Here is a 25,479-nt window from a genome sequence, read left to right as displayed (position 1 = left end):
CCGCCCATGCTTCGATTCGAACGGTCACCATGGTGCTTCGTTGGCTCTTGGGGAAGTGACACAGCCTGTGTCACCCCGAAGTCAGACCAAGCCGACCCATTCGGCGAAACCCACCAGGCTTTCGCTACTGGCCCGGTGCAGGCGCGGCATCCTCGCGGACCCATGGGTGTTCACGCGTGTGCTGTGGCGCGATCCGGCGTGCGGTCAGCAGCGATTCGAAGGCCGCGTCTTTCTGACCGGCCCACAACTGTGCTCTGGCCAGATCAATGAAGAAGCCGCTGCGGCGCCCGGCGGGCATATCCAGCGGCGGCGACCAGTCGTCGGCCAGGCTGAGGGCGAGCCGAAGGTCTCCCAGGCCGATGGCCACCGACGCCTCGTGGGCGCGCACTGAGCAGGGGCCGAACGCGGTCCCGTAGTAGATGTCCTCGGGGACCTGGTCACCGAGTTGCCGCGCCTGCCTCAGATGAGCCATGGCGGTGTCGGTGTGGGCTGCTCGCGCGGCGATGACGGCCACCCGCATGTGCAGTGATCCCAAGACGCCGAGGCACAGCGGCCCGGGTTTTCGCGGCAGCTGGTCTATCGCGGATTCGAGTGCGCGTAAGCCCGCCTGGTAGGTGTGTGTGGCGAAGAAGACCTCGGTCCGCACATACGCCGTGGACGCACTGAGCAGAGGATCCTCGGCGACGGTCGAGGTCTGGCGCATCAGCTCGATCAGCCGGGCCGACAAATCCAGGTACCCGTATTTGTAGGCAACCGCATCGGCCGCACGGTAGGTGGCCACCAGCAATGCCGAGATGCCTGCGGGATCACCCGGCTCGTGCACTCCACGGATGAGTTCGCCGAGCAGTTCGGGCAGGATCTGCGACAGCCGCACATACTGCGCGCCCAGGCGTTTTTGGACCGCGCCGGTGACGGATGCTCGAAACGCGGGCATGGAGCGCACCGGACCTTCGTCAGGGATGTCGTAGGTGGTGATGACCTCGCGAAGTGCGGGCATCGCGTCATGCACGCGGCCGTCGAGGCGGCCAGAGTTGCCCAGGAGCCGGGAGGGGGCAATGCTCAACGCCGCGGCGATGGCGTCTAGGACGGGGTCGCTGGCGACGCATGTACCCTGCTCGATCTTCCGGAGCAGGCTGAGGGAGATATGGGCGGCCAGGGCGAGGTCTTCCTGGGTCATGCGGCGTGCGCTGCGGATCGCGGCTATGCGACCTCCTGGGCCTTCGCCAGTGGCTTTGCGGGGCATCTCGGCTCCATTCATCCAGACAGGGCAGATGGCAGTTCCGTGATGCTGTCGATCTGCCAATCCGCTGCACTCAGTACAGCCGCGTCGGTGCTCCACAGGTGTCCCCAGGGGCCACGCCGGATCATGCACGTGCGCAGACCGAGAGCTTTCGCGGGGATGATGTCGTTCGCGGGGTGGTCACCCACGTAGACCGTTTCGTGGACAGGAGCCCTGGCGAGCCGAACGACCTGGTCGAAGAATCCAGGATCGGGTTTCGCGACGCCCCATTCCTCTGATGTGGCGATCACGTCGGCGGGGATCAACAGCCCTCGCAATAGGTCACCGGCCCTGGTCGTCTGATTTCCGGCGACGCAGACGCGAAATCCCGCATCGCGCAGGGCCTGCAACCCGGGCCGTACATCGGGGTACAGGTCGCTCTCGTCGAGGAACTCGCCCCGGCCGGCCTCCTCGCGAGCCCGGCGCACCGCATGCAAGTCGATGCCCGGACGCAGGAGGCGGACCGCTTCGGCGTTGTCCATGCCCAGTGCTGTCACCGCACCGACCAGGGCGGACAGGGTGTGGCGGGGAACGTTCAACCAATCCGCTAAAGATCCCCAATACCGGTCATCGCGAACCAGCGTCTCGCCTATGTCGAATACCACAGTCATGACCACACTTCGGAGGGTAGGCCAGCTCGCTGTCGGCGCATTGCATAGCGCGGCGATCACCTGGGAGACGCGACTGCTGCCGCGCTTGTTCGCACTGTACGCAAGGGGTACTGCCCCTGGCCGCAACCGGGCGGGGGCTGGCCGTATGGCCGCTGTGGGTGCTGCTGGGGATAGCCGATGGGCGGGTGCTGTGGCTGCCATAGGGCTGCGTGTGCTGTTGGCGTGGGTACGGATTCGTCGTCGTGGCTCCTGGGGCTGGGGATGTGTAAGAGACGTCCCGAGCGTTCGCCTGGATGACATGGCCTGCGAGGCTTCGCCTGTCTGCGAATGCCGCCAGGTCGAGGGGTCATGTCGGCTGCCGTTTTCTTGAGTTGTCCACAGGTTTTTCGTCAAATCCCCGGGTTATCCACAGAATCGTGTTCGGGTCGACGGGGGCGTGGGCGTATGGAGAACCCTGGCGTGACCGACGCCGGGTGGTGGGCCCGGCAGGGATCTCCAGGAGGAGCAGATGGTTCGAACGAGCACGGTTCGTGAGCGACATGATCGGCTGCGGTGGTCGCGTGCCCGGTGGGCGCTGCTGACCACCGGTGCGTGCCGTGACCGTGGCATGTCCACCGCCGAGTACGCGGTCGGAACGATCGCGGCCTGCGCCTTCGCCGCCCTCCTTTTCAAAGTGGTGACGAGTCCCGACGTCCAACAGATGATCACAACTCTGATCAACCGAGCGTTGACCGTGGCGGGATGACTCTCCCCGTGGCGGCGCGTCGGACCAGGGGGTCGGTGACCGCGGAGACGGCCGCGGTGTTGCCCGCCCTCCTGGTCGTGCTGGGAGCCGGACTGTGGGCGGTGTCGGCGGTCGAGGCGCAGCTGGAGTGCGTGGACGCGGCCCGGGCCGGGGCTCGGGCCGCCTCGCGCGGCGAGTCGCTGGAGCGGGTCCGCGGCAGCGCCCTGTCCGTGGCTCCCGCGGGTGCGACCGTCGTGGTGACCCGAAGCGCGGAAGTGGCACGGGTGGAGGTGTCGGTGAACGTCAGGCCGCGCTGGGGCGCCTCGCTTCCGGGCGTCACCGTTCACGCGAGTGCCGCCTCCGTCGCCGAGCCCGGAGTGGAGTGGTAGATCCGTGACCCCTCCACTTCCTGGGGAGAGCGGCTTGCCGTCAAGCCGCTCCCGCAGCCCCGCGATGGGCCGGTCCTGCCCGCAGGATGTGGATGACGGCGGGGCTGAGCGAGGGTCGGCCACCATCTGGACGGTCGGGCTCATGGCCTTGCTCTTCGCGGTCGCGGCGGTGGTCATGGTCGCGGGCACGGCTCGGGTCGCGCGCCACCGAGCGCAGAGTGCCGCCGACCTGAGCGCGCTCACCGCCGCTCGGCTGGCCTTCGCGGACCCGGACCGGAGTTGTGCGCGGGCCTCCCTGCTCGCTGCGGACAACGGGGTCAGGGTCACTCGCTGTTCGGTGGGAAATGACGGCATCGCGGAGATCGAGGTGACCATGGATGTCTCACTCCCCTTGAAGGGGGAGGTGTCGATCGGCGCCAGGGCACGTGCCGGCCCTGTCCACATCGCTGATTCAGGCCGGTGACGGGGGGATGAAAGCACATCAACAATCCGATGGGAACCGACCGGAAAGCGATCAAGTACGGCTTCGAAGGGGTGAGAACAGGCGGCCGTGCCGGGCGCGCACCGATGAAATGGGATTCCCGCCAAGAAGAACGCCGCGACGGCAACGCGGCAGATCACTGCTCCGCACGGACGAACACTGAGAATCGGCGGACGGAGGTCTTCGGGAAACCGGATGCGCGAAGCTCCGGGAAACAAGGTCGCAATCAAATCACGACTTCTTGGACGGCGTGTCCAAGAGTCCGAAAGCTCACGTAAGGTGCCGCTTACCGGTGATCCGTGTTGTTTCCCGATCGGCCTGGGGAGGGCGAAATGCGAATCACCAGGTCACACGACATCATCGGGCAGCCTCGCGATCGCGGGGGCGGAGGGCGGGACCGGTGCGAGCCGGTCGGGAGGAGGGAACGGGCCGGCCGCCGGGTGACCGTACGGACGGCGGATGGCCGGATGACGCGCGGTTCTCGACGAGGGGAAACGTCGTGACAACAGTTCGCAGACTTGTCGCCATGGCGATGATCGCGTCGATCGTGTCCGTCTCCTTTGTGCTCACCGCCGCGAATCCGGCGCAGGCCGTGGCGCGGCTGAACGTCCCGTCCCGGGTGACCTCCAACAGCACAGTGGTCATTTCCGGCAGAGTCGATCTTCTGTTCGACGCGGTCCTTTTCGTCAATGGCAGGCAGGTGGCGAAAGGAGATCAAAAGGTCTCCTACGCCTGGAATCCCCGCCATCACCGGAACGGCAGGTACCGGATCAGGCTTGAACAGCGGGGCAAGGTGCTCGGAGCCGAGTGGCACCAGACCGGCAAGACCCTGGTCCAGGCCGTTCCTCCGGCGACGCCGAGCGGGGTGAGCGCCCGGCTGTACGGCAAGCGGGTGGTCGTCAGATGGAGCAGGGGCGCCGAGCCCGACCTGCAGGGTTATGTGATCTCCACGAGCCGGACCGGCAGGGTCGGGTCCGTGCGGGTGGGCAGTGCGTGTTCCGGCGGTTCGTGCAGAGTGACCCTGGCCGTTCCGGCGAAGGCGGCCGGACAGCGGATCGGGTTCACGGTGCGGGCCCTGCGCGGCAACGGCGGTGGCGGCACGCTCTCCTCAGGCAACTCGGCGGGTGCCTCGGTGAAGGTGCCGGCGGCCACGGTGGCGAAGAGCGGCAGGAAAACCGGTGGCCAGGAGAGTTCCGGCACTCGGAGCGGATCGAACCAGAGCGACACGGGCAGCCGGCGGAACACCGAGAAAAGCGGAAAGAAGAGCGAGAACAAGCAGGCCGGAGTCCACGACCTTCCGCAGTTGCCCGCGAAGAAGCCCACGGGGGCCTCGAATCGGCCGTCGGGAACAGCGGTCGCGCCAACGGAGAAGCCCGGGGTTTCGGAAAAGGCGGAGAACGGCGGCGACGCCACCTCCTCGATCGCCGAGCCGGCCGAGAAGACGAATGAGGGGGCCGGCGGTGATCGGGAGAAGAAGGAAGGCGCGGGCAGTGCCCCCGACCCCGGAGCGACCGGCGCGGACTCCGCCCCGAATACGAACAGCACGGCGGGGTCATCTGACGTACCGACCGGCGGTATGAGTCAGTACGGCTTTTTCATCGCGGGTGCTCTCGTCCTGCTGCTTCTCGGCGCGCACGGTGGTGCCTGGATCCGTCGCAGGCTGCTGGCCGCGGCGGACGGTTCCGCCGGCGGGGACAGGCACCGTGCTGGAGGAGGCGACGGGCAGACCGTGCCCCTCGCCTCCGAGCCGCTCGGTGGGCGGGACGCGAAGGGGGACGCCAAGACGACAGGCCGTGGCGGCACGGCGGACAGGAACGGCACGACCGGCACCGGTGGCAGGGGCGGTGTGGCGGGCAAGGGCGGCACCGCTGTCACCGTCGACCCACGGCGTCCCGCGGTCATCCTCGCCGTGGTCAAGACCGGCCTGGCCCCGGGGAGTCCATCGCCCGATTCCCGTGCTTCGGGCCGCCCGCACCCTCCCCGGCAGTCCCCGGATCGGCCCGCCTCGGATCGGCCCGCCTCGGATCGGCCCGTGCCGGATCGGCCCGCCTCGGATCGGCCCGTGCCGGATCGGCACGTCTCGGCCGAGCCGGCTCCGGCCCGGCGCGTTCCGGCTCAGCGCATCTCGATCAGGGATGCCCCGGTTCAGCCGATCTCCGTTCTGCCGGCTTCGGTTCGGCTGGCCTCTGTTCGGAAAGTCACTGACCGTGAGACGGAGGCGCAGCAGGCGAGGCCCCGTCAGGCAGAGACCGAGCACGCAGAGACCGAGCACGCAGAGACCGAGCATGCGGGGTTTGAGCGCGCGGAGGCCGAGCACACAGAGACCGGGTACGCGGAGACCAGGTACGCGGAGACCGGGCAGGCAGGTCACGCTGGACGGCCGGGCGCGGATCCCGCTCCCGGCGCGACTCCGCTCTCCGAGGCCGGTGATGCCGAACAGGCCGCGGCCCGGACGGCTGACCGGTGGGACGACTACCTTCCGCCCGCGCCTCGTTCCCTGGAGGACAGCGGGTTCTGGGCACGCCCGCAGCCCGGCGCGACCGATTTCTGGGCCGAGGACCGCAACGACGAGGACCGTAGCGACGAGGACCGGGACGGGCGACGAGAGCGCGATGGCCTCTCGTCCTCGGGGCATCGCTTCATCCCCGGTATGAGCTGATCAGTCTCCGACGGGCCGTCGTCCCGGCCCGCCGCCGGGACGACGGCCCTCACATCCGCGACTCGTCACAGGAGAGCAGGACGGCCAGCAGGCGGAGGGCTCCGGCCTTGTCGAGGGGTTCGTTGCCGTTGCCGCACTTGGGGGACTGGATGCACGAGGGGCAGCCGCGTTCGCACTCGCACGAGGCGATGGCCTCACGGGTGGCCGTGAGCCAGTCGCGCGCGCGGGCGTAACCGCGTTCGGCGAAACCGGCGCCGCCCTCGTGCCCGTCGTAGACGAAGACGGTGGGCAGTCCCGTGTCGGCGTGGAGTTCGGTGGAGACGCCTCCGATGTCCCAGCGGTCACAGGTCGCGAAGAGCGGCAGCAGGCCGATGGAGGCGTGTTCGGCCGCGTGCGCGGCGCCGCCGAGGTCCAGGCCGTCCTCGACCAGGGGGATGATCGCCGAGGTGGGCAGCGTCCACCAGACGGCGCGGGTCCGCAGCGTGCGCGGGGGCAGGTCGAGGGGTTCGTCGCCCATGAGCTCGCCGCTCTGGGCCCGGCGCTTGAGGTAGGCCACGACCTGGCTGGTCACCTCCACCGAGCCGAAGTGGAGCTCTCCAGGACCGAGGGGGTGCGAGTCGAGGGACTCGATGACCGAGATATCGGTGACATCCCTGGCGAAGGTCGTGTAGTCGGGCGCCCCGGCCTCGACCAGCGCGACCCCCGCCTCCAGGTCGAGTTCGGCCACCAGGAACGTCTCTCCCTGGTGCACGTAGACGGCTCCGGCGTGCACGGTGGAGTGAGCCGAGGGCTCGTCCACGGTGCCGAGCAGCCGTCCGGTGGACATCTCGACGACCTGGACCGGCGCGGCGCCCGACCCGCGGATGTCGGCGAGGTCGGTGGCGCGTCCCCTGCTGGTCCAGAACCAGCCCGCGGCGCGTTCCCTGAGCAGGCCGTCACCGACCAGGTCCGCGAGCACCTCCTTGCTGGTGGGGCCGAAGACGTCCAGGTCGTCGTGGGTCAGCGGGATCTCGGCGGCCGCCGCGCACAGGTGGGGGCCCAGTACGTACGGGTTGCCGGGATCGAGCACGATCGTCTCCACCGGCCTGCCGAACAGGGCTTCGGGATGGTGGACGAGATAGGTGTCCAGAGGGTCGTCCCTGGCGATCAGCACCGCCAGCGCGTCCTGCCCGTCCCTTCCGGCCCGTCCGGCCTGCTGCCAGAGCGAGGCGCGGGTTCCCGGCCACCCCGCGATGAGCACGGCGTCCAGCCCGGAGACGTCGACGCCGAGTTCCAGGGCGTTGGTCGTCGCCAGGCCGAGCAGCTCCCCCGAACGCAGTGCCTTCTCCAGTCCCCTGCGGTCCTCGGCCAGGTAGCCCGCCCGGTAGGCCGCCACCTTGTCGGGCAGGTCCGCGGGCGCGCTCCCGTCGGCGACGAGGTCGCCGAGCCTGGCCCGCGTGGTGAGGGCCACGGACTCGGCGGCCCGCCGGGAGCGGACGAAGGCCAGGGTCCGCACGTCGGAGGCGACGAGGTCGGCCAGCAGGTCCGCGCTCTCGGCGGTCGCGGGGCGACGGACGGGTGCCCCGCCCTCGCCCCGCAGATCGGTCAGGGGTGGCTCCCACAGTGCGAAGGTGGTCGAGCCTCGGGGCGAGGCGTCCGTGGTCACCTCGGCCATCTGGAGGCCCGTCAGACGGTTCGCGAAGGCCCCGGGCTCGCTGGCCGTCGCTGAGGAGAGCAGGAAGGTCGGGCGTGAGCCGTAGCGCACGCAGATCCGGCGCAGGCGGCGCAGGATCTGGGCGACGTGGGAGCCGAACACGCCTCGGTAGCCGTGGCACTCGTCCACGACGACCATCCGGAGCCGCCGCCAGAAGGCCGACCACTGGGTGTGACGGGGCAGCAGGCCGCGATGGAGCATGTCCGGGTTGGTGAGGACGTAGTTGGCGTGCCTGCGTACCCAGGTCCGCTCCTCGAAGGAGGTGTCGCCGTCGTAGGTGGCGGCACGGAGCTCGGGCGGGTCGAGCTCGCGCAGCGCGCGGAGCTGGTCGGCGGCCAGCGCCTTGCTGGGTGACAGGTAGAGGATCGTGCCGCCGTCGAGCGTCGCGGAAAGCGCCGGGACCAGGTAGGAGAGGGACTTGCCCGAGGCGGTCCCGGTGGAGATGATCACGTTTTGGCCACGGTGGGCCAGCTCGGCGGCCTCGGCCTGATGCGGCCACAGGCCGGAAACACCGTGGTTCGCCCAGCGCGTAACCAATCGCTGGTCAACCCAGTCCGGCCACCGGGTCTTACCGGCCTGACGTGCGGGAACGTGCTCCACATGGGTGACACGCTCGCGACGTGCGGGAACATCGAGCAGGCGATTGAGGGCGTTACCCGCTCGGAGGGGCGAGGATGAGGGCGGGGTCACTGGTTTCAGTCTCACATCTGTGGGCAGAGTCGCCGGGAATCGTGATTTCGTATAGACACTGAGCGTACGCATGGTTGAATGCCGCGCGTCGGGGCTTGTCGTCCGGGGGTCATCCGGTCCCGGGAGGGCAAGCTCGAATCGGTACTTTCGCAGGCAAGGCGCTGGAGGATCTGTGGATCTGAAGTTGGACCACCATTCCGAGGACCGTCTCACCATCGTTGAGGTCGAGGGTGAGATTGATGTCTACACCGCGCCCAGATTGCGTGAGCTCCTGATCGACCTGGTCAACAAGGGGAATTTCCACCTGCTCGTCAACATGGAGAAGGTCGACTTCCTTGACTCCACGGGCCTTGGTGTCCTGGTCGGCGGGCTCAAGCGAGTTAGGGCGCACGATGGCTCACTGGAGCTTGTCTGCACTCAGGAGCGCATCCTGAAGATTTTCCGGATCACCGGGCTGACGAAGGTCTTCGGTATCTACGCCTCGGTCGACGAGGCCAAGGAAGCTCACGGTCGAGACAAGTAGTCGTGGCTACCGTCGAACTGACGTTCAGCGCTCTCCCCGCGCATGTGCGTACGGCACGTCTGGTCGCCACGGCGATCGCCAGACGCACCGGCGTGCAGGAGTCACTGCTGGACGAGGTACGGCTCGCTGTCGGTGAGGCGTGCTCGCGGGCCGTGGAGGCACACCGCCTCCACTGTCCGGGAGAGCCGATCCGCATCGAGCTACGTGATGACTCAGGGCGCTTCGAGGTGACCGTCACCGACTCCGCCCCCAGTGACGAACTGGAGCACGATCGCGGCCTCCTGGGGTTCGACGATCCGTTCGGGCAACTTCCCGACGACCTGATGGCCGGTTTCGGCATCGCGGTCATCGCGGGACTGGCCGACGACGTTCAGGTCTACCCGAGCCAGAAGGGCATGTGCATCCGCATGAGCTGGCCCGCGGCGACGAACGGCCTGTCTCCGGCCTGACAGAGGACTTCGGCAGCCGGGCTTGTCCAGATGGACACGCCCGGCTGTTCGTCGTGCGGCACCTAATTTTGGACAAAACATAACCATGATATTTCACACCCGAAATTGAGTGGAAACAGAGGCTGGCGGGGTAGGTGTGACAGGCGAAATGCCGTTATAAGCAGGCCGGTAGGTAAAAGGTGCTGGACTCGGCGTCAATTGTCCGTGGGCAGAGGCTTCATATCCGCGTCCTCGCTGCGTAGACTCCCGGGACCGGCCAAGGTTTATCCTTCGGAGCGGCCCGCACGCGAGCCGTCCTCCGTGGGGGTCTGCAACTGGAAGCGGCACTGCCAACCATCCCGGATGTGCGCCGCTCCGCTCGTCTAACCACTTCGGCAGCGCACTCCGGGCAGGACGTGTTCCCGTCTTGCCAAGGAGAGTCGGATGTCTGTGCTCCATCTCGCCGCTGTCGAAGAGCCAGCGGTATCCCTGAGTGGTTACCACTTCAACATCGTGATCGTGGTCGCCGTCGTGGCCCTGCTCGCACTCGCCGTCGCCGGCACACTGGTGCGGGAGGTGCTGGCCGCCGGCCAAGGCACCGAGCGTATGCAAAACATCGCGCGAGCCGTCCAGGAAGGGGCTTCCGCGTATCTTACCCGGCAGTTCCGGACGCTCGCGCTATTCGTCATCCTGATCCCGTTCCTGCTGTATCTCCTCCCGGCGGAGACGACCGGCGTGCGGATCGGCAGATCGGCTTTCTTCGTCGTCGGCGCGCTGTTCTCCGCGCTGACCGGATTCATCGGCATGTGGCTGGCGGTCCGCGGCAACGTCCGCGTCGCCGCCGCCGCCCGCGAGTCGGGTGAGAAGCTCGCGATGCGGATCGCCTTCCGCACCGGCGGCGTGGCCGGAATGATCACCGTCGGCCTCGGCCTTCTCGGCGCGGCCGTGGTGGTGATCACCTACGGGGGCAACGCCCCGGCCGTGCTGGAGGGCTTCGGCTTCGGCGCCGCGCTGCTCGCGATGTTCATGCGAGTCGGTGGCGGCATCTTCACCAAGGCCGCCGACGTCGGCGCCGACCTGGTCGGCAAGGTCGAGCAGGGCATTCCCGAGGACGATCCGCGCAACGCCGCCACCATCGCCGACAACGTGGGCGACAACGTGGGCGACTGCGCGGGCATGGCCGCCGACCTGTTCGAGTCCTACGCGGTCATGCTCGTCGCCAGCCTGATCCTGGGCAAAGTGGCCTTCGGCGTCGAGGGACTGGTCTTCCCGATGATCGTGCCGATGATCGGTGTGATCACGGCGATCATCGGCATCTTCGTCACCGCCCCGCGCGCGGGCGACCGCAACGCGATGGCCGCGATCAACCGGGGCTTCTTCATCTCGGCGGCCATCTCGGCCATCCTCGTCGCGGTCGCGGCCTACCTCTACCTGCCGGCCAGCTTCTCCGGGCTGACCGGGGTGAGCCCGGAGATCGCCGCGATCACCTCCGACCCGCGCCTGATCGCGATCGGGGCGGTGCTCATCGGCCTGGTGCTGGCAAGTGCCATCCAGATCCTCACCGGCTACTTCACCGAGACGAACCGCCGTCCGGTGCGGGACATCGGCGAGAGCTCCCGCACCGGTCCCGCCACGGTCATCCTGTCCGGCATCAGCGTCGGCCTGGAGTCGGCCGTCTACTCCGCGCTGGTCATCGGAGCCGCCGTCTACGGCGCGTTCCTGCTGGGCTTCGGCAACGTCACGGTCGCGCTGTTCGCCGTGGCGCTGGCGGGAACGGGCCTGCTGACCACGGTCGGCGTGATCGTGTCGATGGACACCTTCGGTCCCGTCTCCGACAACGCCCAGGGCATCGCCGAGATGTCCGGCGACGTCGAGGGCGAGGGTGCCCAGGTCCTCACCTCGCTGGACGCCGTCGGAAACACCACCAAGGCGATCACCAAGGGCATCGCGATCGCCACGGCCGTGCTCGCCGCGACCGCGCTGTTCGGCGCGTTCCGTACGGCGGTCGAGAACGAGCTGGTCAGGGCGGGCGCCTCCGTCAAGGAGGCGCTGGGCTCCTTCAGCACGTTCAGCCTGAGCATCGACTCACCGAACGTGCTGGTCGGCCTGATCATCGGCGCCGCGGTGGTGTTCATGTTCTCCGGCCTCGCGATCATGGCGGTCGGCCGCGCGGCCGGCCGGGTGGTCTTCGAGGTACGCGAGCAGTTCCGTACCAAGCCGGGGATCATGGCCGGCACGGAGTTGCCCGACTACGGCAGGGTCGTGGACATCTGCACCCGCGACTCGCTGCGGGAGCTGGCCACGCCCGGTCTGCTGGCCGTGCTGACCCCGATCGCCGTCGGTTTCGCCCTCGGCTACGCGCCGCTCGGCGCGTTCCTGGCCGGTGCCATCGCGTGCGGCACGCTGATGGCGGTGTTCCTGGCCAACTCCGGCGGAGCCTGGGACAACGCCAAGAAGCTCGTCGAGGACGGTCACCACGGCGGCAAGGGTTCGCCGGCCCACGAGGCCACCATCATCGGTGACACCGTCGGTGACCCGTTCAAGGACACCGCCGGACCGGCGATCAACCCGCTCCTCAAGGTGATGAACCTGGTGGCGCTACTGATCGCCCCGGCCGTGGTGGCCTACGCGGACAGCCCGGCGCTGCGCATCGGCATCACGGTGCTCGCGGTGGGCATCGTCATCGCCGCGGTGGTCATCTCCAAGCGTCGTTCGGCGGGCATCGCCCCGACGGAGGAGAACAACAGCGACCGCCAGCCGGAGCAGGTCTCCAGCTGAGCAATGTTTGACGAAGGGGTGCACGGGCCGCGTGCACCCCTTCCGCATGTGCGGACCGTCTCGATGGGAAACTGGCCGATATGGAACAGCAGCCCTCCGGAGGCAGAACACTCATCCTCATCCTGCTGGCGATGGCCGCGGTGTTCGCGGTGATCGTGGGCCTTGCCATGTGGGCCTCGAGATGACGGCGCGCACGCTCGTCGTGCTGCGTCACGCCAAGGCGGCCAACCCCTCCGGCCTCGCCGATCGCGAACGTCCCCTGAGCGCCGACGGCGAGCACGACGCCCGCAGGGTCGGTGAGGCCCTCGCCGCGCAGGGCCTCCGCCCCGACCTGGTGCTCTGCTCGCCGTCGGTGCGCACCCGGCAGACCGCGAACCTGGCCCTTCCCGGGGCGGACGTCCTCTTCGAGCCGGCCATCTACGAGGCCTACCCCGACGAGCTGCTGACGCTGATCCGGCGGACTGATCCGCGGGTGCGCACGCTGGTCCTGGTCGGTCACAACCCCGGCGTCCACGAGCTGGTCAGGCAGCTCACCGAGGACGAGGACGACGGCGACGCCGGGTTCCCGCCGGGGGCGTTCGCCGTCATCGAGGTGGACGGCGAGTGGACGGAGCTCGACGTCGGCCGCGGGATCGCCAGCTGGAGCCCCAAGAAGCCCTGAGGGTCGGGGCAAGGCGTAACGAGGGGAGCCGCGCCCACCGCTCCCTGGGATCGGGGGTGGCATGCGCGGGCTCGTCGACATGCTGCGTGTCGACTTCCGGCTCTCCGGGCCTCCCGCCTGGACGTACGGCCTGCTGTGCATGCTGGTCGTCTGCTTCCCGCTGCTGCTCGGCGTTCTCCTCGGCCGTCTGGAGGAGGGCGCCTCGGTGGCCCTGGGCGGCTATCTGACGCTCTTCGGCGACGCCCCCGGACAGCTGTACGGCGACCGGGTCAGAAGGTTGCTCACCACCACGGCCACCGTCACGCTCGGCTCCGGACTCGGCGCGCTCATCCACCCCCACCCGTGGCCGATCGCCGCCGTGGTGGTCGGCCTGGTCGCGGCGGCGGGCATCTACTGGCGGGCGCTGGGCATACCCGCGGTCCTCTCCGTGACCTTGACCTACTTCGCCCCTTCCGGCATGGGCGTTCTGCTCCACATGGGGACCTCGGCCTGCGGTGGCCTGCTGGCCGTGCTGGCGGTCATGGCGATCTGGCCGTTACGCCGCCGCCGGCCGCTTCGCAGGACCGTGGAGGAGGCGGGTACGGCGCTCGCCGACCTTCTGGCCGGCGGGGGGCGGGCACCGCTCGCGGACGAGAGCTGGGAGTCGCTGCGCCACCGGGCCGCCACCGCGCTCAAGGACCTGGAGGCGGCGCTCTCCCTCTACCGGGTCGCCGGGGAGGAGGACGGGTCGCCGGAGCGGCTCCCGGCCACGCTGACCCGCATCTTCCAGCAGACGATCGCGTTGCGCGTGTTGCGCGCGGCGGCGGTGGAGACGGTGGAGGCGAGGGCCGGGACGGAGTGGACCCGGGAGCTGGACGAGGCGATCGGGGCGCTGGCCCGCGCGCTGCGAGAGGCGGCACTGCTCGGCGGCTCGGCCGAGATGCCCGGGGCGCTTGCCGCCGTCGGGCGGTTCGCCGACAGCGTGGAGGAGATCCGCAGAACCGCTCGTGCGGGGGACACGCCGCTGCCCGCGGCCGCGCTGCTGGGGCAGGTGACCCTGTGTGTGGACCGGATCGCGATGGCCGTGCGCTCGGTGGAGCAGCAGGCGGCGGAGAGTGTCGAGATGGGGCCGCGCCTGCCGAAGTTCGTACGGTCGAGAAAACCGGTGATCACGACCGGCTACCACCCGATCAGAGTGGGCCTGGCGGTGACCGCGGCCATGGTGCTGATGCTGGTGATCCACGAGCACTACGCCAAGTGGTTCGTGGTGACCGTGGCGGTCAGCCTCCGCCCGACCTACCGCGACACGGTGGATCGGGTGCGGCTGCGGGTGCTGGGCACGGCCGTGGGCGCGGTGGCCGGGGCGGTGGTGCTGGCGGTCGCGCCGGGACATCTGTATCTGACGCTGTTCGTCTCCGTCTGCGCGGCGTTGGGCTTCGCACTGCGCGGGTGCAGCTACGGATACTGGATGATGCTCGCCACCCCGCTCTCGCTGATGCTGGCCGACTTCGCCCTGTCGCTCGACTGGGGCGCGGCCGCGGCCAGGGTGGTGCTCACGATCACGGGTGGCGTGCTGGCGTTGCTCTTCGCCCGGCTGCTGTGGTCCAGGGGGTACCGGGCCACGTTGACCGCCGCCATCGCGGAGGTGCTCGATCGGCACGCCGCGCTGGTGCGGTCACTGATCGACCAGGACCCCAGGGAGGTGAACGCCCGGATCTCCTCGGCGACCGACGCCGCCGGGCGGCTCGCCGACTCGCTCGACGGGCTGGACAAGGAGCCGGGCGGTGGTGCGCCGCGGCGCCTGCGGGATGCGGTGACGGTGGCCGGGCGGCTGCGGGACAACGCGCTCGCGCTGTTCGCGATACCGCCACCCGGGAACGAGTCCGACCCCACGGGGGCGGTCCTCGACCTCGTCGCCGACCGGTTGGAGAAGGCCGCCGAGGGGGTCAGGACGGACCGGCAGGGAACGCCGCCCGACGATCTGGACCGGGCCCTCGACGAACTCGGCGCGTACGTGGACGAGCTGGCCGCCCGCCGCCTGGACGAGCTGGCCGAGGGGGCGGGTGACAGGATGACGGGTCTGCGGCGCAGCATCAGGCACGCCGCCGCCGCGCGGCCCGCCCTGCGGGGTCTCAGCGCCGAAGCCGTACGGTTGGCCTCCCTGACCGCCCCGAGGAGCTGTTAGCCGCGGTCGTCCGCGGGGCGGGGGTGTTCAGCGGTTGTCGGCGATGACGCCGTCCTCGGCGTCGGCGTCCTCCACCTCGGCACGGGGGATGCCGAGCAGATAGAGGATCGAGTCGAGGTAGGGCACGTTGACCGCGGTGTCCGCGGCGCGGCGGACCACCGGCTTGGCGTTGAACGCGATGCCGAGGCCGGCCGCCGCGATCATGTCCAGGTCGTTGGCGCCGTCGCCGATGGCGACGGTCTGGCTGATCGGGATGCCCGCCTCGCGGGCGAAGCGCTCCAGCGCCCGCGCCTTGCCGGGCCGGTCGACGATCTCCCCGACGACCCGCCCGGTGAGCACGCCGTCGACGACCTCCAGGGTGTTGGCCGCGGAGTAGTCGATCCCGAGGTCCTCCACGAGGGCGTCGGTGAGCTGTGTGAACCCGCCGCTGACGATCGCGAACCGGTAGTCGAGCCGCTTGAGCGTCCGTACCAGCGTGCGGGCGCCGGGGGTCAGCACGAGTTCCTCGCGCACCTTCTCGAAGACCTCCGTGGAGAGGCCTTCCAGCAGTGCGACCCGGCGGCGCAGCGACTCGGCGAAGTCGAGCTCGCCGCGCATCGCCTCCTCGGTGACCCTGGCGACCTCCTCCAGGCAGCCGGCGTGCGCCGCCAGCAGTTCGATCACCTCGGCCTGGATGAGCGTCGAGTCGACGTCCATCACGATCAGCCGCTTGGCCCTGCGGTGCAGGCCGGTCCGCTGCACGGCGACGTCCACCTGCTGGGCGTGCGCCTCGACGGCCAGCTCGGCCCGCAGGGTGTCGGGGTCGGCGCCGGACAGGGAGAGCTCGATGCAGGTCACCGGGTAGCTGGACAGGCGCTCGATCCGGTCGATATTGGCGCCGGCCGCGGCGATCCGCCCGGAGATGCCCGCCATGGCGGCGGGCTGCAGCGGCGCGCCGAGCACGGTGACGTTGAGCCGTCCCCTGCGCCGCTTCTCCTTCGGGTCGGAGCCGGTGGACATCTCCACGTGCAGACCGAGATCCTCGGCGGTCCGCTCGACGGTGGTCCAGAGGGCACCGAGGGTGCCGCCGGTGCCGGTCGGTGTGTCGCCCGCGTAGGAGACGAGGACGCCGAGAGTGAGCCGGCCGCGGATGACGACCTGCTCCACGTCGGCGACGACGACGGGGAATCCGGCCAGGACAGAGAAGAGGCGTGAGGTCACGCCTGGGCGGTCCGGACCGGTCAACGTGATCAGAAGCGTGCGCTGGTTCATCGGGTCCTACGCTACTTGGCTCCGGTTTCGACCGTGAATGCGGTTCGTCATCCGGACACCTGGAGTTCACGGAACGTCAGTGACCAGGGGAGTTCTGTTCCCTGCCCAGCTCGGCCGTCACCTCGGCCGCGGTCTGCCGCAGGGCCTCGGCGAGCGGGGAGTGGGTGCCCGCGGGAACCGAGGAGGTCGTGCCGACGATGGCCATCGCGGCCAGCAGGACCGGGCCGCGGAACACCGGGGAGGCGATACTGCGCACGCCGTTGACGGAGGGGGTGTTGGCCGAGATGTTGTCCTCGCGGATCTTCACGAGCTCCTGGCGCAGCTCGGGGGAGGCGGCCAGCTGTGCTTTGAGGCCGGGAACGTCCTCCGAGGGAAGGAAGGCGCAGAAGACCCGGCCCTGGGCGGATTCGGTCCGCGAGAGGCGGGAGCCCATCCGGACGCTGACCCTTATGGTGCGATCGGTGTTGTCGTCGACGCGGACGACGACGGCGGTGTCGCCGTCCCAGACGCTCAGCACGACGGTCTCGTCGATCTCCCTGACGAGCCGCTGCATGTACGGCCCGGCGATGCCGATCACGGGCATGCCGACGCGGGCGGCGGCGGAGAGGGTGAGGATCTGCGGTCCCAGGGAGTACAGCGCCTCGCGCTCGTCGTAGCGGAGCAGGTTGCTCTCGCGCAGGGCCTTGGTGTACCGGTGCGCGGTAGCCTTGCTGGTGCCCAGGCTGGCGGTGAGCTGGTTGAGCGTCAGGTGCGGGCGGCTTACCGTGAACGCGCTGAGGATCATCGCGGCCCGCTGGACGGTCTGGATCGCCGGGGTTCTGTTCTCGCCGGCGACTCCCTTCAGGCTAGGCACTGGGTCGTCACCCATATTGGTTCCCTCGCGTTATGTGTGGAAGCTTGGCGCCGAGCGTATGTTCTGCATTGCGAGACAGCATCCTGCCATCCAGAACATTCAATGTCGATGGCCCTGTCCCTCGACATCGCCGAGCGCGTGCCTGACGGCGATCCCGGCGTACAGGCGCGCGAAGCGCACCAGCGTCCGCGGATCGAAGACGTCCCGCCGGGGGTCGGCCGGGTCGGATCCGGGCGCGGGGCCGACCCTGGCGGTCGGGACCCCGTGGCCGCGCAGCACCACTCCGTCCGTCGAGCCCTTCCAGCCGGAGATGGCGGGCGGGGGTTCGCCGTGCTCGTCGTGCCAGGCGGCGATCGCGTGGCGGATCACCGGGGCGTCGGGTGAGGTCACCCCGGCGGGATGGACCAGCCGCGCGTCCACATCCACCCGGCAGCCGTCCAGCGGCCCGCCGGGGATTCCGGCCCGCATCCTGGCGAGTACGGTCCGGGCGATCTCGTCGGGGTCGTCGCCGGGGACGGTGACCAGGTAGAGGTGGAACTCCACGACGCCCGGCAGCAGGTCGGGCTTCTCCAGGAGCCCTCCCCGTACCGCGCCGATGCCGGCCTCGGCGGCGAGCTGGCGGCCGGCGCCCGCCCTGGCCGCCACGTGCTCGATGCGCCACGACTCCAGGATCGCGGTGGCGGTGCCGAGGTTGGCGAGGAGCCCGCCGCCCGCGTCCCTGGCCAGCACCGGCCGGTAGGGGCCGCCCAGCCGTACGCGCAGGAAGATCGCTCCGGGCTCCTCGTGGAGGACGCCGCGCGGGCCGCACTTGGCGACCACCGCGGCCGAGGGCAGCGGGTGCGACCGAAGATGCTCGTCGATGCCCGAGGGCCCGGCGGGGGCGAACGGCGACGAGTGTGTGCCGCCCGAGGCCAGGAGCAGGGAGAGGCGGTGCGGCAGGCCGTCGCGTCGCAGGGCCGTGGCCGCGGCCGCGTATCCCGCCAGCGCCGCGGCGGCGGGTGCGCGGGCGACGCCGAGGCCGAAACCCGCCAGCAGGCCGGACGCCGGATCCACGGAGAGCGGCGCGGGCTCCTCGTCGATCCCGGTGGCCCAACGGTCGTGTTCGACGTCACCGGACAGGGAGGTGTCCAGGTGGGAGTAGAGGAGCAGTTCGGGCCCCGAGCCGCCGGCGGTGGACGTCAGGTTCGCCCCCTCGTCGCCGACCGCTTCGAGGTTCCAGGGCAGCTCGGGCCAGCGGCTCCGGGCCCACGCCGCCAGCCGGGTCGCGGTCGCGCGCTCCCGGCCCCGGGGGCTGGGGCCGGCGGCCATCACCCGGATCGCCTCGATGATCGGCTCGCTGGAGATCGCCGCGTCCGTGGCGTGTCGCAGCTGTCGCAGGGCATCGCTCTTCATGCTCACATATTAACTCCATGCAAGATGGCATCTCGCATATTGACAACGCTTGCGGTCGAATCCTACTGTTCCCCCACGTTGCCGACGAGGGAGGACTGATGGTCTACGTCGTGACCGACGCGTGTGTGGACGTGCAGGACAGATCGTGCGTGGAGGAGTGCCCGGTCGACTGCATCTATGAGGGCGACCGGATGATGTACATCCATCCGGATGAGTGCGTCGACTGTGGCCGGTGCGAACCCGCCTGCCCGGTGATGTCGATCTTCCATGAGGAGGACCTCCCGGCGGAGGCGACCAGGTTCGCCGAGATCAACGCCGAGTTCTTCGCCGATCTGGGCTCTCCCGGCGGGGCCAGGAAGGTCGGCCGCACCGGCAGCGACCATCCCGCAGCGGTGCCTCCCGGCGGTGGGTCGTGACGGTGCACGACGTCGATCTGGTGATCGTCGGCGCGGGCCCCTCGGGGCTGTACGGCGCCTACTACGCGGGCTTTCGCGGCATGTCCGTCGCCGTGATCGACTCGCTGCCCGAGCCCGGTGGCCAGATCTCGGCGCTCTACCCGGAGAAGGACATCTTCGACGTCGCGGGGTTTCCCGCGGTGAAGGGGCAGCGGCTGGTCGACGAGCTGGTGGCGCAGGCGGCGCAGGCCGATCCGCTCTTCCTGCTCGGGGAGAGCGCCTGCGAACTGCTGCACGACGAGGAGGGGGTGGAGGTCGTCACCGACGCGGGCACCCGGGTGCGTGCCAAGGCCATGCTCCTCACCGGCGGCATCGGCACCTTCACCCCTCGGGAGCTGCCCGTGGGCGAGGAGTACCTGGGACGGGGACTGCGCTACTTCGTCCGCAGGCTGGACGAGGTGGCCGGCCACGACGTCGTGGTGGTCGGCGGCGGAGACTCCGCGGTGGACTGGGCACTCGCCCTGGAGCCGCTGGCGCGCTCGGTGACGCTCGTGCACCGCAGGCCCCTCTTCCGTGCGCACGAGCGCAGCGTGGCGACGCTGCACGCGTCGTCGGTACGGGTGCTGACGCCGTACGAGGTCGCCGAGATCGGTGGCGACCCCCTTGTCGGTGAGGTCGTCGTCGAGAAGGTCAAGGAGGGCGACCGCGTCACGCTGCCGGCCCAGACCGTGGTGGCGGCGCTCGGTTTCATAGCCGACCTCGGGCCTGTCCAGAAGTGGGGCCTTGAACTGCGTAAACGGCACGTCCTCGTCGACCGGTCGATGAGGACGAACCTGCCCAGGGTGTTCGCCGCCGGGGACATCAGCGACTACGACGGCAAGGTCAGGCTGATCTCCGTCGGGTTCGGCGAGGCCGCCGCGGCGGTCAACAACCTGGCGCCGCTGGTGAATCCCGCCCTCGGTACCACGCCCGGCCATTCTTCCGATGCGGCCTGAGTTCGACAGTCGGTAGAGTCCGGTCCAACGGATGGTCTGTGCGGAGGAGTCGGCATGGCGGATCAGGCGCACCCCGGCGACGTCGATGTGGCCGACGAGGTGCCCGCCATCCAGACGGTGCGGCGCGCCGCGCTGATCCTGAGTGGTTTCACCATCGAGCGTCCCTGGCTGAGCCTCAATGAGATCACCGCGCGCCTGGGGGTCAGCAAGCCCACCGCCCACCGGTACGCCAGGGCGTTGCGGGCGGCCAACCTGCTCCGCTACGACCCGCGTAGCGCGCTGTACTCGCTCGGCCCCCAGTTGCTCGGGCTGGAGGCCGCCGCGCGGGCCGGGCTGCCCATCGCCGCGGCCGCCGCTCCCCACCTCGAACTGCTCATGCGCGAGATCAACCAGACGGTCGTGCTCAGCGTCTGGAACGGCGAGTGCCCGGTGGTGGTCAGCTGCGTGGACAACACCCTCGGCGACGTCCGGCTGAGCGTCCGTACCGGCTCGCAGCTCGACGTCACCCGCTCGGCCCAGGGCCGGATCTTCTGCGCCTACCTGCCCGCCGGAGAGGTGCCCGGGCTCGCGCGGCGGCTGCGGGCCTCCGCGGAGCTGCGCGAACTCCTCAAGGAGGTCCGGCGGACCGGGCTCGCGATCAACTCTCCGGTGGACCACGGGGTACGCGTGCTCGCGGCACCGATCTTCGAGGGTGATCAGGTGGTCGCCTCGATGGCGATCCTCGGCACGGTGGCCTCCCTCGCGGGCGACCTGGAGACGCAGGCCGCCGCCGTGCTGCTCGGGGTGGCGCGCGAACTGTCGCGTGAGCTGGGCGGCACCACGCCCGTCTGAGCACGGGCCGGCGGGCTCGGAAGCGGAGATCACGGCGCGGCGGCGTGTCCCACCGGCGTGCGTTCCCGCTGATCAGACATTCTTTCCACAAACCACAGGTGGTCCCCCATGGCGCTCAGGCATGCCTATGGTGTGACGCAATGCGAGATGTAATTCCGCATCTTGACACGCGCCAAGCGTTCCTCGTACGTTCATGAAGCCCGGTTGACCTGGCACGGCGATGGGGAATCCCGCCCCTGGCGCGACCGCCCGCCGATGCCCCAAGAAAAACCACCCCCCTGAACCCTCGCCGTCCCCCCCAGAGCGGCGGCGAGAGGAGTAGGAGCAAGCATGGGTATGCGACGCGCAGGGGCCGTCATGGCTTTCGCGACAGTCCTCCTCGCCACCGCCTGCGGCGGCGAGGATTCGTCCGCTACCGGAACAGCTTCGACCGACGGTCCCGCCAAGGTCTCCGTGACCACCTTCGGCTGCGAGATATGGAACACCTGGGCCGAGGCCAAGGGCATCTACGCCAAGCACGGCCTGCAGGTCGAGTACGTCAAGTCCTTCGGCGGGTCCGCCGCGGTGGCCGCGGTGCTGTCGGGCGCGGCCGACTTCGGCTACGTCAACGGATTCACCGCGATCAACGCCTACAACACCGGCTTCCCGATCCAGATGGTCTCGGGGGCCAACGTCAACGCCCTGCCCCCCGCGGACCCGGCACAGGGGGTCTTCGTCAAGAAGGGTTCCTCCTACAAGTCGGCCAAGGACCTGGTCGGCAAGAAGATCGCGGTCAACGAGATCGGCGGGATCAACCAGATCGCCACCTCGGTCTGGCTGGAGGCCAACGGCGTCTCCACCGACCAGGTGAGCTTCGTGGCACTGCCGTACGCGGAGCAGGTCAACGCGGTGAACGGCGACCGGGTGGCCGCCGCGCAGATGGGATACGCGCTGCTCGGCTCGGGCGGCGCCGACCTGCGCAGCCTCGACGACCCCTTCGTCGCGCTCGGCAAGGTCTACATCGCGACGTACGTGGCGTCGAAGACGTTCGTGGCGCAGGGGGACACCGCCAAGCGCTTCAACGACGCCATGGTGGAGACCATGAAACAGCTTGAGGACCCGGCGAACAAGGACGAGTCGTTCAAGCTGCTCTCCGAGTGCTCCAAGGTGCCCGCCGAGACCCTCGCGGCCCAGCCGCAGAACGGGCTCGCCCCGAAGGTCGACTTCGCGGCGCTGAACGACATGGCCAAGAAGCTGGTGGATCTGAAGCTGATCTCCAAGCAGCCTGATCTCGAACCCTTCGTGCCGGCCTTCGCCCGGTCCTGACCTCCCGGACGGCGAGAGGGAAGGAGATCTCCGTGACGACGGTCGCACAGCCGGCAGGACCGGCCGCCCAGGCGAGAAGACCCACACCCACCTGGGTCCTCGGCACGGCCGGTGTCGTGACGATGTTCGTGGTGTGGGACCTGCTGGTCCGTTCCGGAGCGGTGTCGCGGGACTCGCTCCCCTATCCGGGGGACACCCTGGCGCGCCTCGCCGAGTTGCTGACCGATCCGCTCTTCCTCGGTCAGGTGGTGCAGACCCTGTGGGCATGGGTCATCTCGATGCTCGTCGCCTCGGTGGTGGCCGTCCCGCTCGGCCTGGCGCTGGGATACTTCGCCACGCTGTACCGCCCCGCCTCGGCGGTGGTGCACGCGGCCAGGTCCGTCCCCTCGTCGGCGTTCCTGCCCGTCGCCATCCTGCTCTTCGGGCTGGGGACGCAGATGAAGGTCTCGTTGAGCGTCTACGCCGTCTTCTGGCCGATCCTGCTCAACGCGATGTACGGCGTGCGTGACGCGGAGCCGCTGATGCTCACCGCGGGACGGAGCATGGGCTGGGGGCAGCGAAGGCTGCTGACCAGGATCGTGCTGCCCTCGGCGGCTCCCGCCATCGCCACCGGCCTGCGCGTGGCGAGCTCGACCGCGCTCATCGTGGTGCTCTCCGCCGAGCTCCTCGGAGCCACCAGCGGGGTCGGCACGGTGATCACGACCTACCAGGAGGCGCAGCGCCCCGACTACGTCTACGCCGGGATCCTGATCGTCGGGATCCTCGGAATGCTGATCTACTACGGTTTCCATTTCGCCGAGCGGCTGCTCGTGCCCTGGGGCCACGCCCAGCGGGGGGAGGGACGATGAGCCGCGTTCGAGGTCTGCTGCGCGGTCTGGTCCGCGCGGCGCAGTGGCTCTGGCTGCTCGCGGTTCTGCTGGTGGTCTGGGAGGTGGTCGCCCGCCAGGCGGAGTCGCTGTTCATCCCGCCGTTCTCCCGGATCGTGGTCGCCTTCGTCGACAACTGGCTCTCCGGCGACCCGGCCTCGCTGTTCCTCAGTGACCAGTTCTGGGCCGACGTGCTGCCCAGCCTCGCCCGCCTGGCGGCCGGCTACGGCCTGGCATGCGCGATCGGCGTCGTCGTGGGCATCGTGTTGGGCGTGTGGCGCCAGGCGGGGGCGTTCCTCAACCCGCTGATCAGGCTCGGCATGTCGGTGCCGGTGACGATGCTGCTCCCCATCGCGATCGTCTTCTTCGGCATCACCAGCGGGATGAACGTCTCCCTGATCGCGCTGGGCTGCCTGTGGCCGATCCTCGTCAACACCTACGACGGCGTCCGGGGTCTGGACACCGTCGTGACCACCACCGCGCGGAGCATGCGGCTGTCCAGGCGGCGCTACTTCCTCAGTGTGCTGCTGCCCGGCGCCAGCCCCTCGATCATCGCGGGCATGCGCATCAGCATCGGCATCGCGCTGGTGCTCATGGTGATCTCGGAGCTGTACGCGGCCACCTCCGGCCTCGGCTTCTACATCGTCGAACAGCAGAAGCTGTTCCGCTTCCCCGAGCTGTGGTCGGCGATCCTGCTTGTCGCACTCCTCGGCATCCTCTTCAACGCCGCCTTCGCGCTGCTGGAGAGGTCGGCACTGCGCTGGCACCGCGGTGCCAAAGCGGGCTCGGAGCGCGCCTCGTGACGACATCTGACACCGAAGGGACGTCTCCCGTGGGAGCCACCAAGACCAGCGGGGGACCCGGCCACGCCGCCGGGCTCGCCGAGCCGATCCTCGAAGCACACGGCGTGACCAAGTCGTACCGGTCGAGACAGGGTGACGTGCTCGCCGTCCGGAGCATCGACTTCTCCGTCTCGCGGGGGGAGTTCGTCTCCGTGGTGGGACCGTCCGGGTGCGGCAAGACGACGCTGATGATGTGCATCGCCGGACTGCTCCCGGTCACCGGCGGATCGCTGACCTTCCGTGGGCAGGCGATGACCGGCCCGCAGGAGGGCGTCGCGGTCGTCTTCCAGGACTACAGCCGCTCGCTGTTCCCCTGGCTGACCGTGGAGAAGAACGTCGCCCTGCCGCTCCGGGACCGCGGCATCCCGCGCGCCGACATCGAGCGGAGGGTCGAGCGCGCGCTGGAGATGGTCAACCTCGGCCACGCGGCAGGGCTGTATCCCTGGCAGCTGTCCGGTGGGATGCAGCAGAGGGTGGCGATCGCGCGTGGGCTGGCCGTGGAGCCGGAGATGCTCATCATGGACGAGCCGTTCGCCTCGGTGGACGCCCAGACCCGGGCGAACCTCGAGGACCTGCTCCTGGAGATCTGGGCGGAGACGGGGACGACCATCCTGTTCGTGACGCACGACATCGACGAGGCGGTGTACCTGTCGGACCGGGTCGTGGTGCTCTCCCAGGGGCCGTCCGTCGTGGTGGAGGACATCACCGTCAGGCTCGACCGCCCCCGCCACCAGATCGACACCAAGCAGGTCCCGCTCTTCGGCGAGCTGCGCGCCGAGGTCTTCGGGCTGGTCATGGCCTCCGACCGCCGTACCTCACTCTCCGGGGAGGAATCGTGAACCTGATCGCGACGCCGCAGGGCCTGGCACGTCTCGACGCCGACCTCGGCGGTGACGGCGCCGTCCTGCTGGACCTGCCCTTCGCCGACGTGGCGGAACTGCTCGCGGCAGGTGAGGGCTTCGCCCCCGCGCACGCCGCGCGGGAGCGGGGCCGGATCGAGCCGGGGGAACTCCTGGCCCCGCTGGGCAGCACCGGGGCCATCTGGGGGGTGGGGCTGAACTACCTGTCGAAGGCACACCTGACCGGGCGGGCGGCACCCTCAGAACCCATCCTCTTCCTCCGGTCGCCCTCGGCGGTGTCCGCACCGGGAGCGGAGGTGACGCTGCCGCGGGACCGCTCCAGCCAGGTGGACTACGAGGGCGAGGTCGCCTTCGTGATCGGGCGGCCGATGTACCGCACCCCGCCGGGTGAGGTGTGGAACCACATCGCCGGCATCACGGCGGCCAACGACATGACCGCGCGTGACGTCATGGTCGCCACCGCGACCCCCACCCTGGCCAAGAGCTTCCCGGGCTTCGGGGCGCTCGGTGCCTCGGTGCTCGAACTCTCGGCGGTCGACGACCCCGAGAGGATCACTGTCAGGACCGGCGTGAACGGCACGGTCCGGCAGGACTCCAGCACGGCGGAACTGATCTTCGCCGTGCCCGAGCTGATCTCCAGGATCTCCCACTTCGCCGCGCTGCGACCCGGCGACGTCGTGCTGACCGGTACCCCGGCGGGCACGGGCCAGGACCGGGGAGTCTTCCTGTGTCCCGGTGACGAGGTGGAGGTGTCCGTCGCCGGCGTGTTGCCGCTGCGCACCCGGTACCGCTGAGTTTCCCCCCTCCCA

The 25,479-nt window shown here is 69.6% G+C and carries 23 protein-coding genes; 17 read left to right on the top strand and 6 right to left on the bottom strand.

The window, feature by feature from the left end; translation table 11 throughout:
* Window positions 1-124: 124 nt before the first annotated feature.
* Together ACFQVD_RS29295 and ACFQVD_RS29290 are read right to left on the bottom strand one after the other, a co-directional pair.
* A complete protein-coding gene (locus ACFQVD_RS29295) occupies window positions 125-1,177 on the bottom strand; it encodes a helix-turn-helix domain-containing protein (protein ID WP_343961778.1) in 1,053 nt (350 codons plus the stop codon).
* A gap of 77 nt (window positions 1,178-1,254) precedes the next feature.
* Complete coding sequence (locus ACFQVD_RS29290; protein WP_343961869.1) at window positions 1,255-1,890, bottom strand: HAD family hydrolase; 636 nt, start codon at window positions 1,888-1,890, stop codon at window positions 1,255-1,257.
* Between the two features lie 508 nt (window positions 1,891-2,398).
* On the opposite strand from ACFQVD_RS29290, the gene ACFQVD_RS29285 reads away from it, so the two are divergent.
* The 4 genes from ACFQVD_RS29285 to ACFQVD_RS29270 all read left to right on the top strand — a co-directional run bounded on the left by ACFQVD_RS29285 (window position 2,399) and on the right by ACFQVD_RS29270 (window position 6,143).
* Window positions 2,399-2,635 (top strand): DUF4244 domain-containing protein, encoded by a 237-nt coding sequence (locus tag ACFQVD_RS29285; protein WP_343961780.1) that lies wholly within the window; start codon window positions 2,399-2,401, stop codon window positions 2,633-2,635.
* Window positions 2,632-3,003, top strand: coding sequence for a TadE family type IV pilus minor pilin (locus ACFQVD_RS29280; RefSeq protein WP_343961782.1), 372 nt, complete (start codon window positions 2,632-2,634; stop codon window positions 3,001-3,003). The genes ACFQVD_RS29285 and ACFQVD_RS29280 overlap by 4 nt, the downstream gene beginning before the upstream one ends.
* A 64-nt stretch (window positions 3,004-3,067) precedes the next feature.
* Window positions 3,068-3,466, top strand: a complete 399-nt coding sequence (locus ACFQVD_RS29275; RefSeq protein ID WP_343961871.1) for an Rv3654c family TadE-like protein — start codon at window positions 3,068-3,070, stop codon at window positions 3,464-3,466.
* 544 nt (window positions 3,467-4,010) lie between these two features.
* A complete protein-coding gene (locus tag ACFQVD_RS29270; protein ID WP_343961784.1) occupies window positions 4,011-6,143 on the top strand; it encodes a hypothetical protein in 2,133 nt (710 codons plus the stop codon).
* 49 nt (window positions 6,144-6,192) lie between these two features.
* Here ACFQVD_RS29270 and ACFQVD_RS29265 read toward each other — a convergent pair whose 3' ends face one another.
* Entirely contained in the window at window positions 6,193-8,475 is a 2,283-nt protein-coding gene (locus tag ACFQVD_RS29265; RefSeq protein WP_386274390.1) for a DEAD/DEAH box helicase, read from the bottom strand.
* 223 nt (window positions 8,476-8,698) lie between these two features.
* Between ACFQVD_RS29265 and ACFQVD_RS29260 the strand changes: the two genes are divergently transcribed.
* The 5 genes from ACFQVD_RS29260 (at window position 8,699) to ACFQVD_RS29240 (ending at window position 15,080) form a co-directional block, all read left to right on the top strand.
* A complete protein-coding gene (locus tag ACFQVD_RS29260) occupies window positions 8,699-9,049 on the top strand; it encodes an STAS domain-containing protein (RefSeq protein WP_030916965.1) in 351 nt (116 codons plus the stop codon).
* 2 nt (window positions 9,050-9,051) lie between these two features.
* On the top strand, window positions 9,052-9,498 hold the full coding sequence (locus tag ACFQVD_RS29255; protein ID WP_343961791.1) for an ATP-binding protein: 447 nt from the start codon (window positions 9,052-9,054) through the stop codon (window positions 9,496-9,498).
* Between the two features lie 423 nt (window positions 9,499-9,921).
* Window positions 9,922-12,255 carry a sodium-translocating pyrophosphatase gene (locus tag ACFQVD_RS29250; protein ID WP_343961793.1) on the top strand — a complete coding sequence of 778 codons (2,334 nt, stop codon included), beginning with the start codon at window positions 9,922-9,924 and terminating at the stop codon, window positions 12,253-12,255.
* 181 nt (window positions 12,256-12,436) lie between these two features.
* Window positions 12,437-12,916, top strand: a complete 480-nt coding sequence (locus tag ACFQVD_RS29245) for a SixA phosphatase family protein (protein ID WP_343961796.1) — start codon at window positions 12,437-12,439, stop codon at window positions 12,914-12,916.
* Between the two features lie 61 nt (window positions 12,917-12,977).
* Entirely contained in the window at window positions 12,978-15,080 is a 2,103-nt protein-coding gene (locus ACFQVD_RS29240; RefSeq protein ID WP_343961798.1) for an FUSC family protein, read from the top strand.
* A gap of 27 nt (window positions 15,081-15,107) precedes the next feature.
* Here ACFQVD_RS29240 and serB read toward each other — a convergent pair whose 3' ends face one another.
* The 3 genes from serB to ACFQVD_RS29225 all read right to left on the bottom strand — a co-directional run bounded on the left by serB (window position 15,108) and on the right by ACFQVD_RS29225 (window position 18,576).
* Window positions 15,108-16,331 carry a phosphoserine phosphatase SerB gene (gene serB, locus ACFQVD_RS29235; protein WP_343961800.1) on the bottom strand — a complete coding sequence of 408 codons (1,224 nt, stop codon included), beginning with the start codon at window positions 16,329-16,331 and terminating at the stop codon, window positions 15,108-15,110.
* 76 nt (window positions 16,332-16,407) lie between these two features.
* Window positions 16,408-17,184: an IclR family transcriptional regulator gene (locus tag ACFQVD_RS29230; protein WP_343961802.1), complete on the bottom strand. Its 777-nt coding sequence runs from the start codon at window positions 17,182-17,184 to the stop codon at window positions 16,408-16,410.
* 99 nt (window positions 17,185-17,283) lie between these two features.
* On the bottom strand, window positions 17,284-18,576 hold the full coding sequence (locus ACFQVD_RS29225) for a hypothetical protein (RefSeq protein ID WP_364153957.1): 1,293 nt from the start codon (window positions 18,574-18,576) through the stop codon (window positions 17,284-17,286).
* 98 nt (window positions 18,577-18,674) lie between these two features.
* Here ACFQVD_RS29225 and fdxA point away from each other — a divergent pair, with 98 nt between their 5' ends.
* The 8 genes from fdxA (at window position 18,675) to ACFQVD_RS29185 (ending at window position 25,464) form a co-directional block, all read left to right on the top strand.
* On the top strand, window positions 18,675-18,992 hold the full coding sequence (gene fdxA, locus ACFQVD_RS29220) for a ferredoxin (RefSeq protein WP_343961806.1): 318 nt from the start codon (window positions 18,675-18,677) through the stop codon (window positions 18,990-18,992).
* Window positions 18,989-19,966: an NAD(P)/FAD-dependent oxidoreductase gene (locus ACFQVD_RS29215; RefSeq protein WP_343961808.1), complete on the top strand. Its 978-nt coding sequence runs from the start codon at window positions 18,989-18,991 to the stop codon at window positions 19,964-19,966. Before fdxA ends, ACFQVD_RS29215 begins: the two co-directional genes overlap by 4 nt.
* 54 nt (window positions 19,967-20,020) lie before the next feature.
* Entirely contained in the window at window positions 20,021-20,797 is a 777-nt protein-coding gene (locus ACFQVD_RS29210; protein ID WP_343961811.1) for an IclR family transcriptional regulator, read from the top strand.
* A gap of 357 nt (window positions 20,798-21,154) precedes the next feature.
* Window positions 21,155-22,102, top strand: a complete 948-nt coding sequence (locus ACFQVD_RS29205; protein WP_343961813.1) for an ABC transporter substrate-binding protein — start codon at window positions 21,155-21,157, stop codon at window positions 22,100-22,102.
* Between the two features lie 32 nt (window positions 22,103-22,134).
* Entirely contained in the window at window positions 22,135-22,950 is an 816-nt protein-coding gene (locus ACFQVD_RS29200) for an ABC transporter permease (protein ID WP_343961815.1), read from the top strand.
* The gene (locus ACFQVD_RS29195; RefSeq protein WP_343961818.1) at window positions 22,947-23,771 is read left to right on the top strand and encodes an ABC transporter permease; all 825 of its coding nucleotides are present in this window, start codon (window positions 22,947-22,949) and stop codon (window positions 23,769-23,771) included. The genes ACFQVD_RS29200 and ACFQVD_RS29195 overlap by 4 nt, the downstream gene beginning before the upstream one ends.
* Before the next feature lie 29 nt (window positions 23,772-23,800).
* On the top strand, window positions 23,801-24,649 hold the full coding sequence (locus ACFQVD_RS29190; RefSeq protein ID WP_343961820.1) for an ABC transporter ATP-binding protein: 849 nt from the start codon (window positions 23,801-23,803) through the stop codon (window positions 24,647-24,649).
* The gene (locus ACFQVD_RS29185; RefSeq protein WP_343961822.1) at window positions 24,646-25,464 is read left to right on the top strand and encodes a fumarylacetoacetate hydrolase family protein; all 819 of its coding nucleotides are present in this window, start codon (window positions 24,646-24,648) and stop codon (window positions 25,462-25,464) included. The genes ACFQVD_RS29190 and ACFQVD_RS29185 overlap by 4 nt, the downstream gene beginning before the upstream one ends.
* Window positions 25,465-25,479: the final 15 nt, after the last annotated feature.

This window comes from Streptosporangium amethystogenes subsp. fukuiense (assembly GCF_042665875.1).
Taxonomy (GTDB): Bacteria; Actinomycetota; Actinomycetes; order Streptosporangiales; family Streptosporangiaceae; genus Streptosporangium; species Streptosporangium fukuiense.
The sequence above is the reverse complement of the archived record's forward strand: the minus strand, read 5'-3'. Positions and strand labels throughout refer to the sequence as shown.

Coding starts and splice junctions, on each gene's coding strand:
- fdxA (WP_343961806.1), top strand. CDS start 18,675: ATGGTCTACGTCGTGACCGACGCGTGTGTGGACGTGCAGGACAGATCG.
- serB (WP_343961800.1), bottom strand. CDS start 16,331: ATGAACCAGCGCACGCTTCTGATCACGTTGACCGGTCCGGACCGCCCA.
- ACFQVD_RS29275 (WP_343961871.1), top strand. CDS start 3,068: ATGGGCCGGTCCTGCCCGCAGGATGTGGATGACGGCGGGGCTGAGCGA.
- ACFQVD_RS29290 (WP_343961869.1), bottom strand. CDS start 1,890: ATGACTGTGGTATTCGACATAGGCGAGACGCTGGTTCGCGATGACCGG.
- ACFQVD_RS29285 (WP_343961780.1), top strand. CDS start 2,399: ATGGTTCGAACGAGCACGGTTCGTGAGCGACATGATCGGCTGCGGTGG.
- ACFQVD_RS29250 (WP_343961793.1), top strand. CDS start 9,922: ATGTCTGTGCTCCATCTCGCCGCTGTCGAAGAGCCAGCGGTATCCCTG.
- ACFQVD_RS29280 (WP_343961782.1), top strand. CDS start 2,632: ATGACTCTCCCCGTGGCGGCGCGTCGGACCAGGGGGTCGGTGACCGCG.
- ACFQVD_RS29245 (WP_343961796.1), top strand. CDS start 12,437: ATGACGGCGCGCACGCTCGTCGTGCTGCGTCACGCCAAGGCGGCCAAC.
- ACFQVD_RS29225 (WP_364153957.1), bottom strand. CDS start 18,576: ATGAAGAGCGATGCCCTGCGACAGCTGCGACACGCCACGGACGCGGCG.
- ACFQVD_RS29205 (WP_343961813.1), top strand. CDS start 21,155: ATGGCTTTCGCGACAGTCCTCCTCGCCACCGCCTGCGGCGGCGAGGAT.
- ACFQVD_RS29295 (WP_343961778.1), bottom strand. CDS start 1,177: ATGACCCAGGAAGACCTCGCCCTGGCCGCCCATATCTCCCTCAGCCTG.
- ACFQVD_RS29240 (WP_343961798.1), top strand. CDS start 12,978: ATGCGCGGGCTCGTCGACATGCTGCGTGTCGACTTCCGGCTCTCCGGG.
- ACFQVD_RS29195 (WP_343961818.1), top strand. CDS start 22,947: ATGAGCCGCGTTCGAGGTCTGCTGCGCGGTCTGGTCCGCGCGGCGCAG.
- ACFQVD_RS29210 (WP_343961811.1), top strand. CDS start 20,021: ATGGCGGATCAGGCGCACCCCGGCGACGTCGATGTGGCCGACGAGGTG.
- ACFQVD_RS29270 (WP_343961784.1), top strand. CDS start 4,011: ATGGCGATGATCGCGTCGATCGTGTCCGTCTCCTTTGTGCTCACCGCC.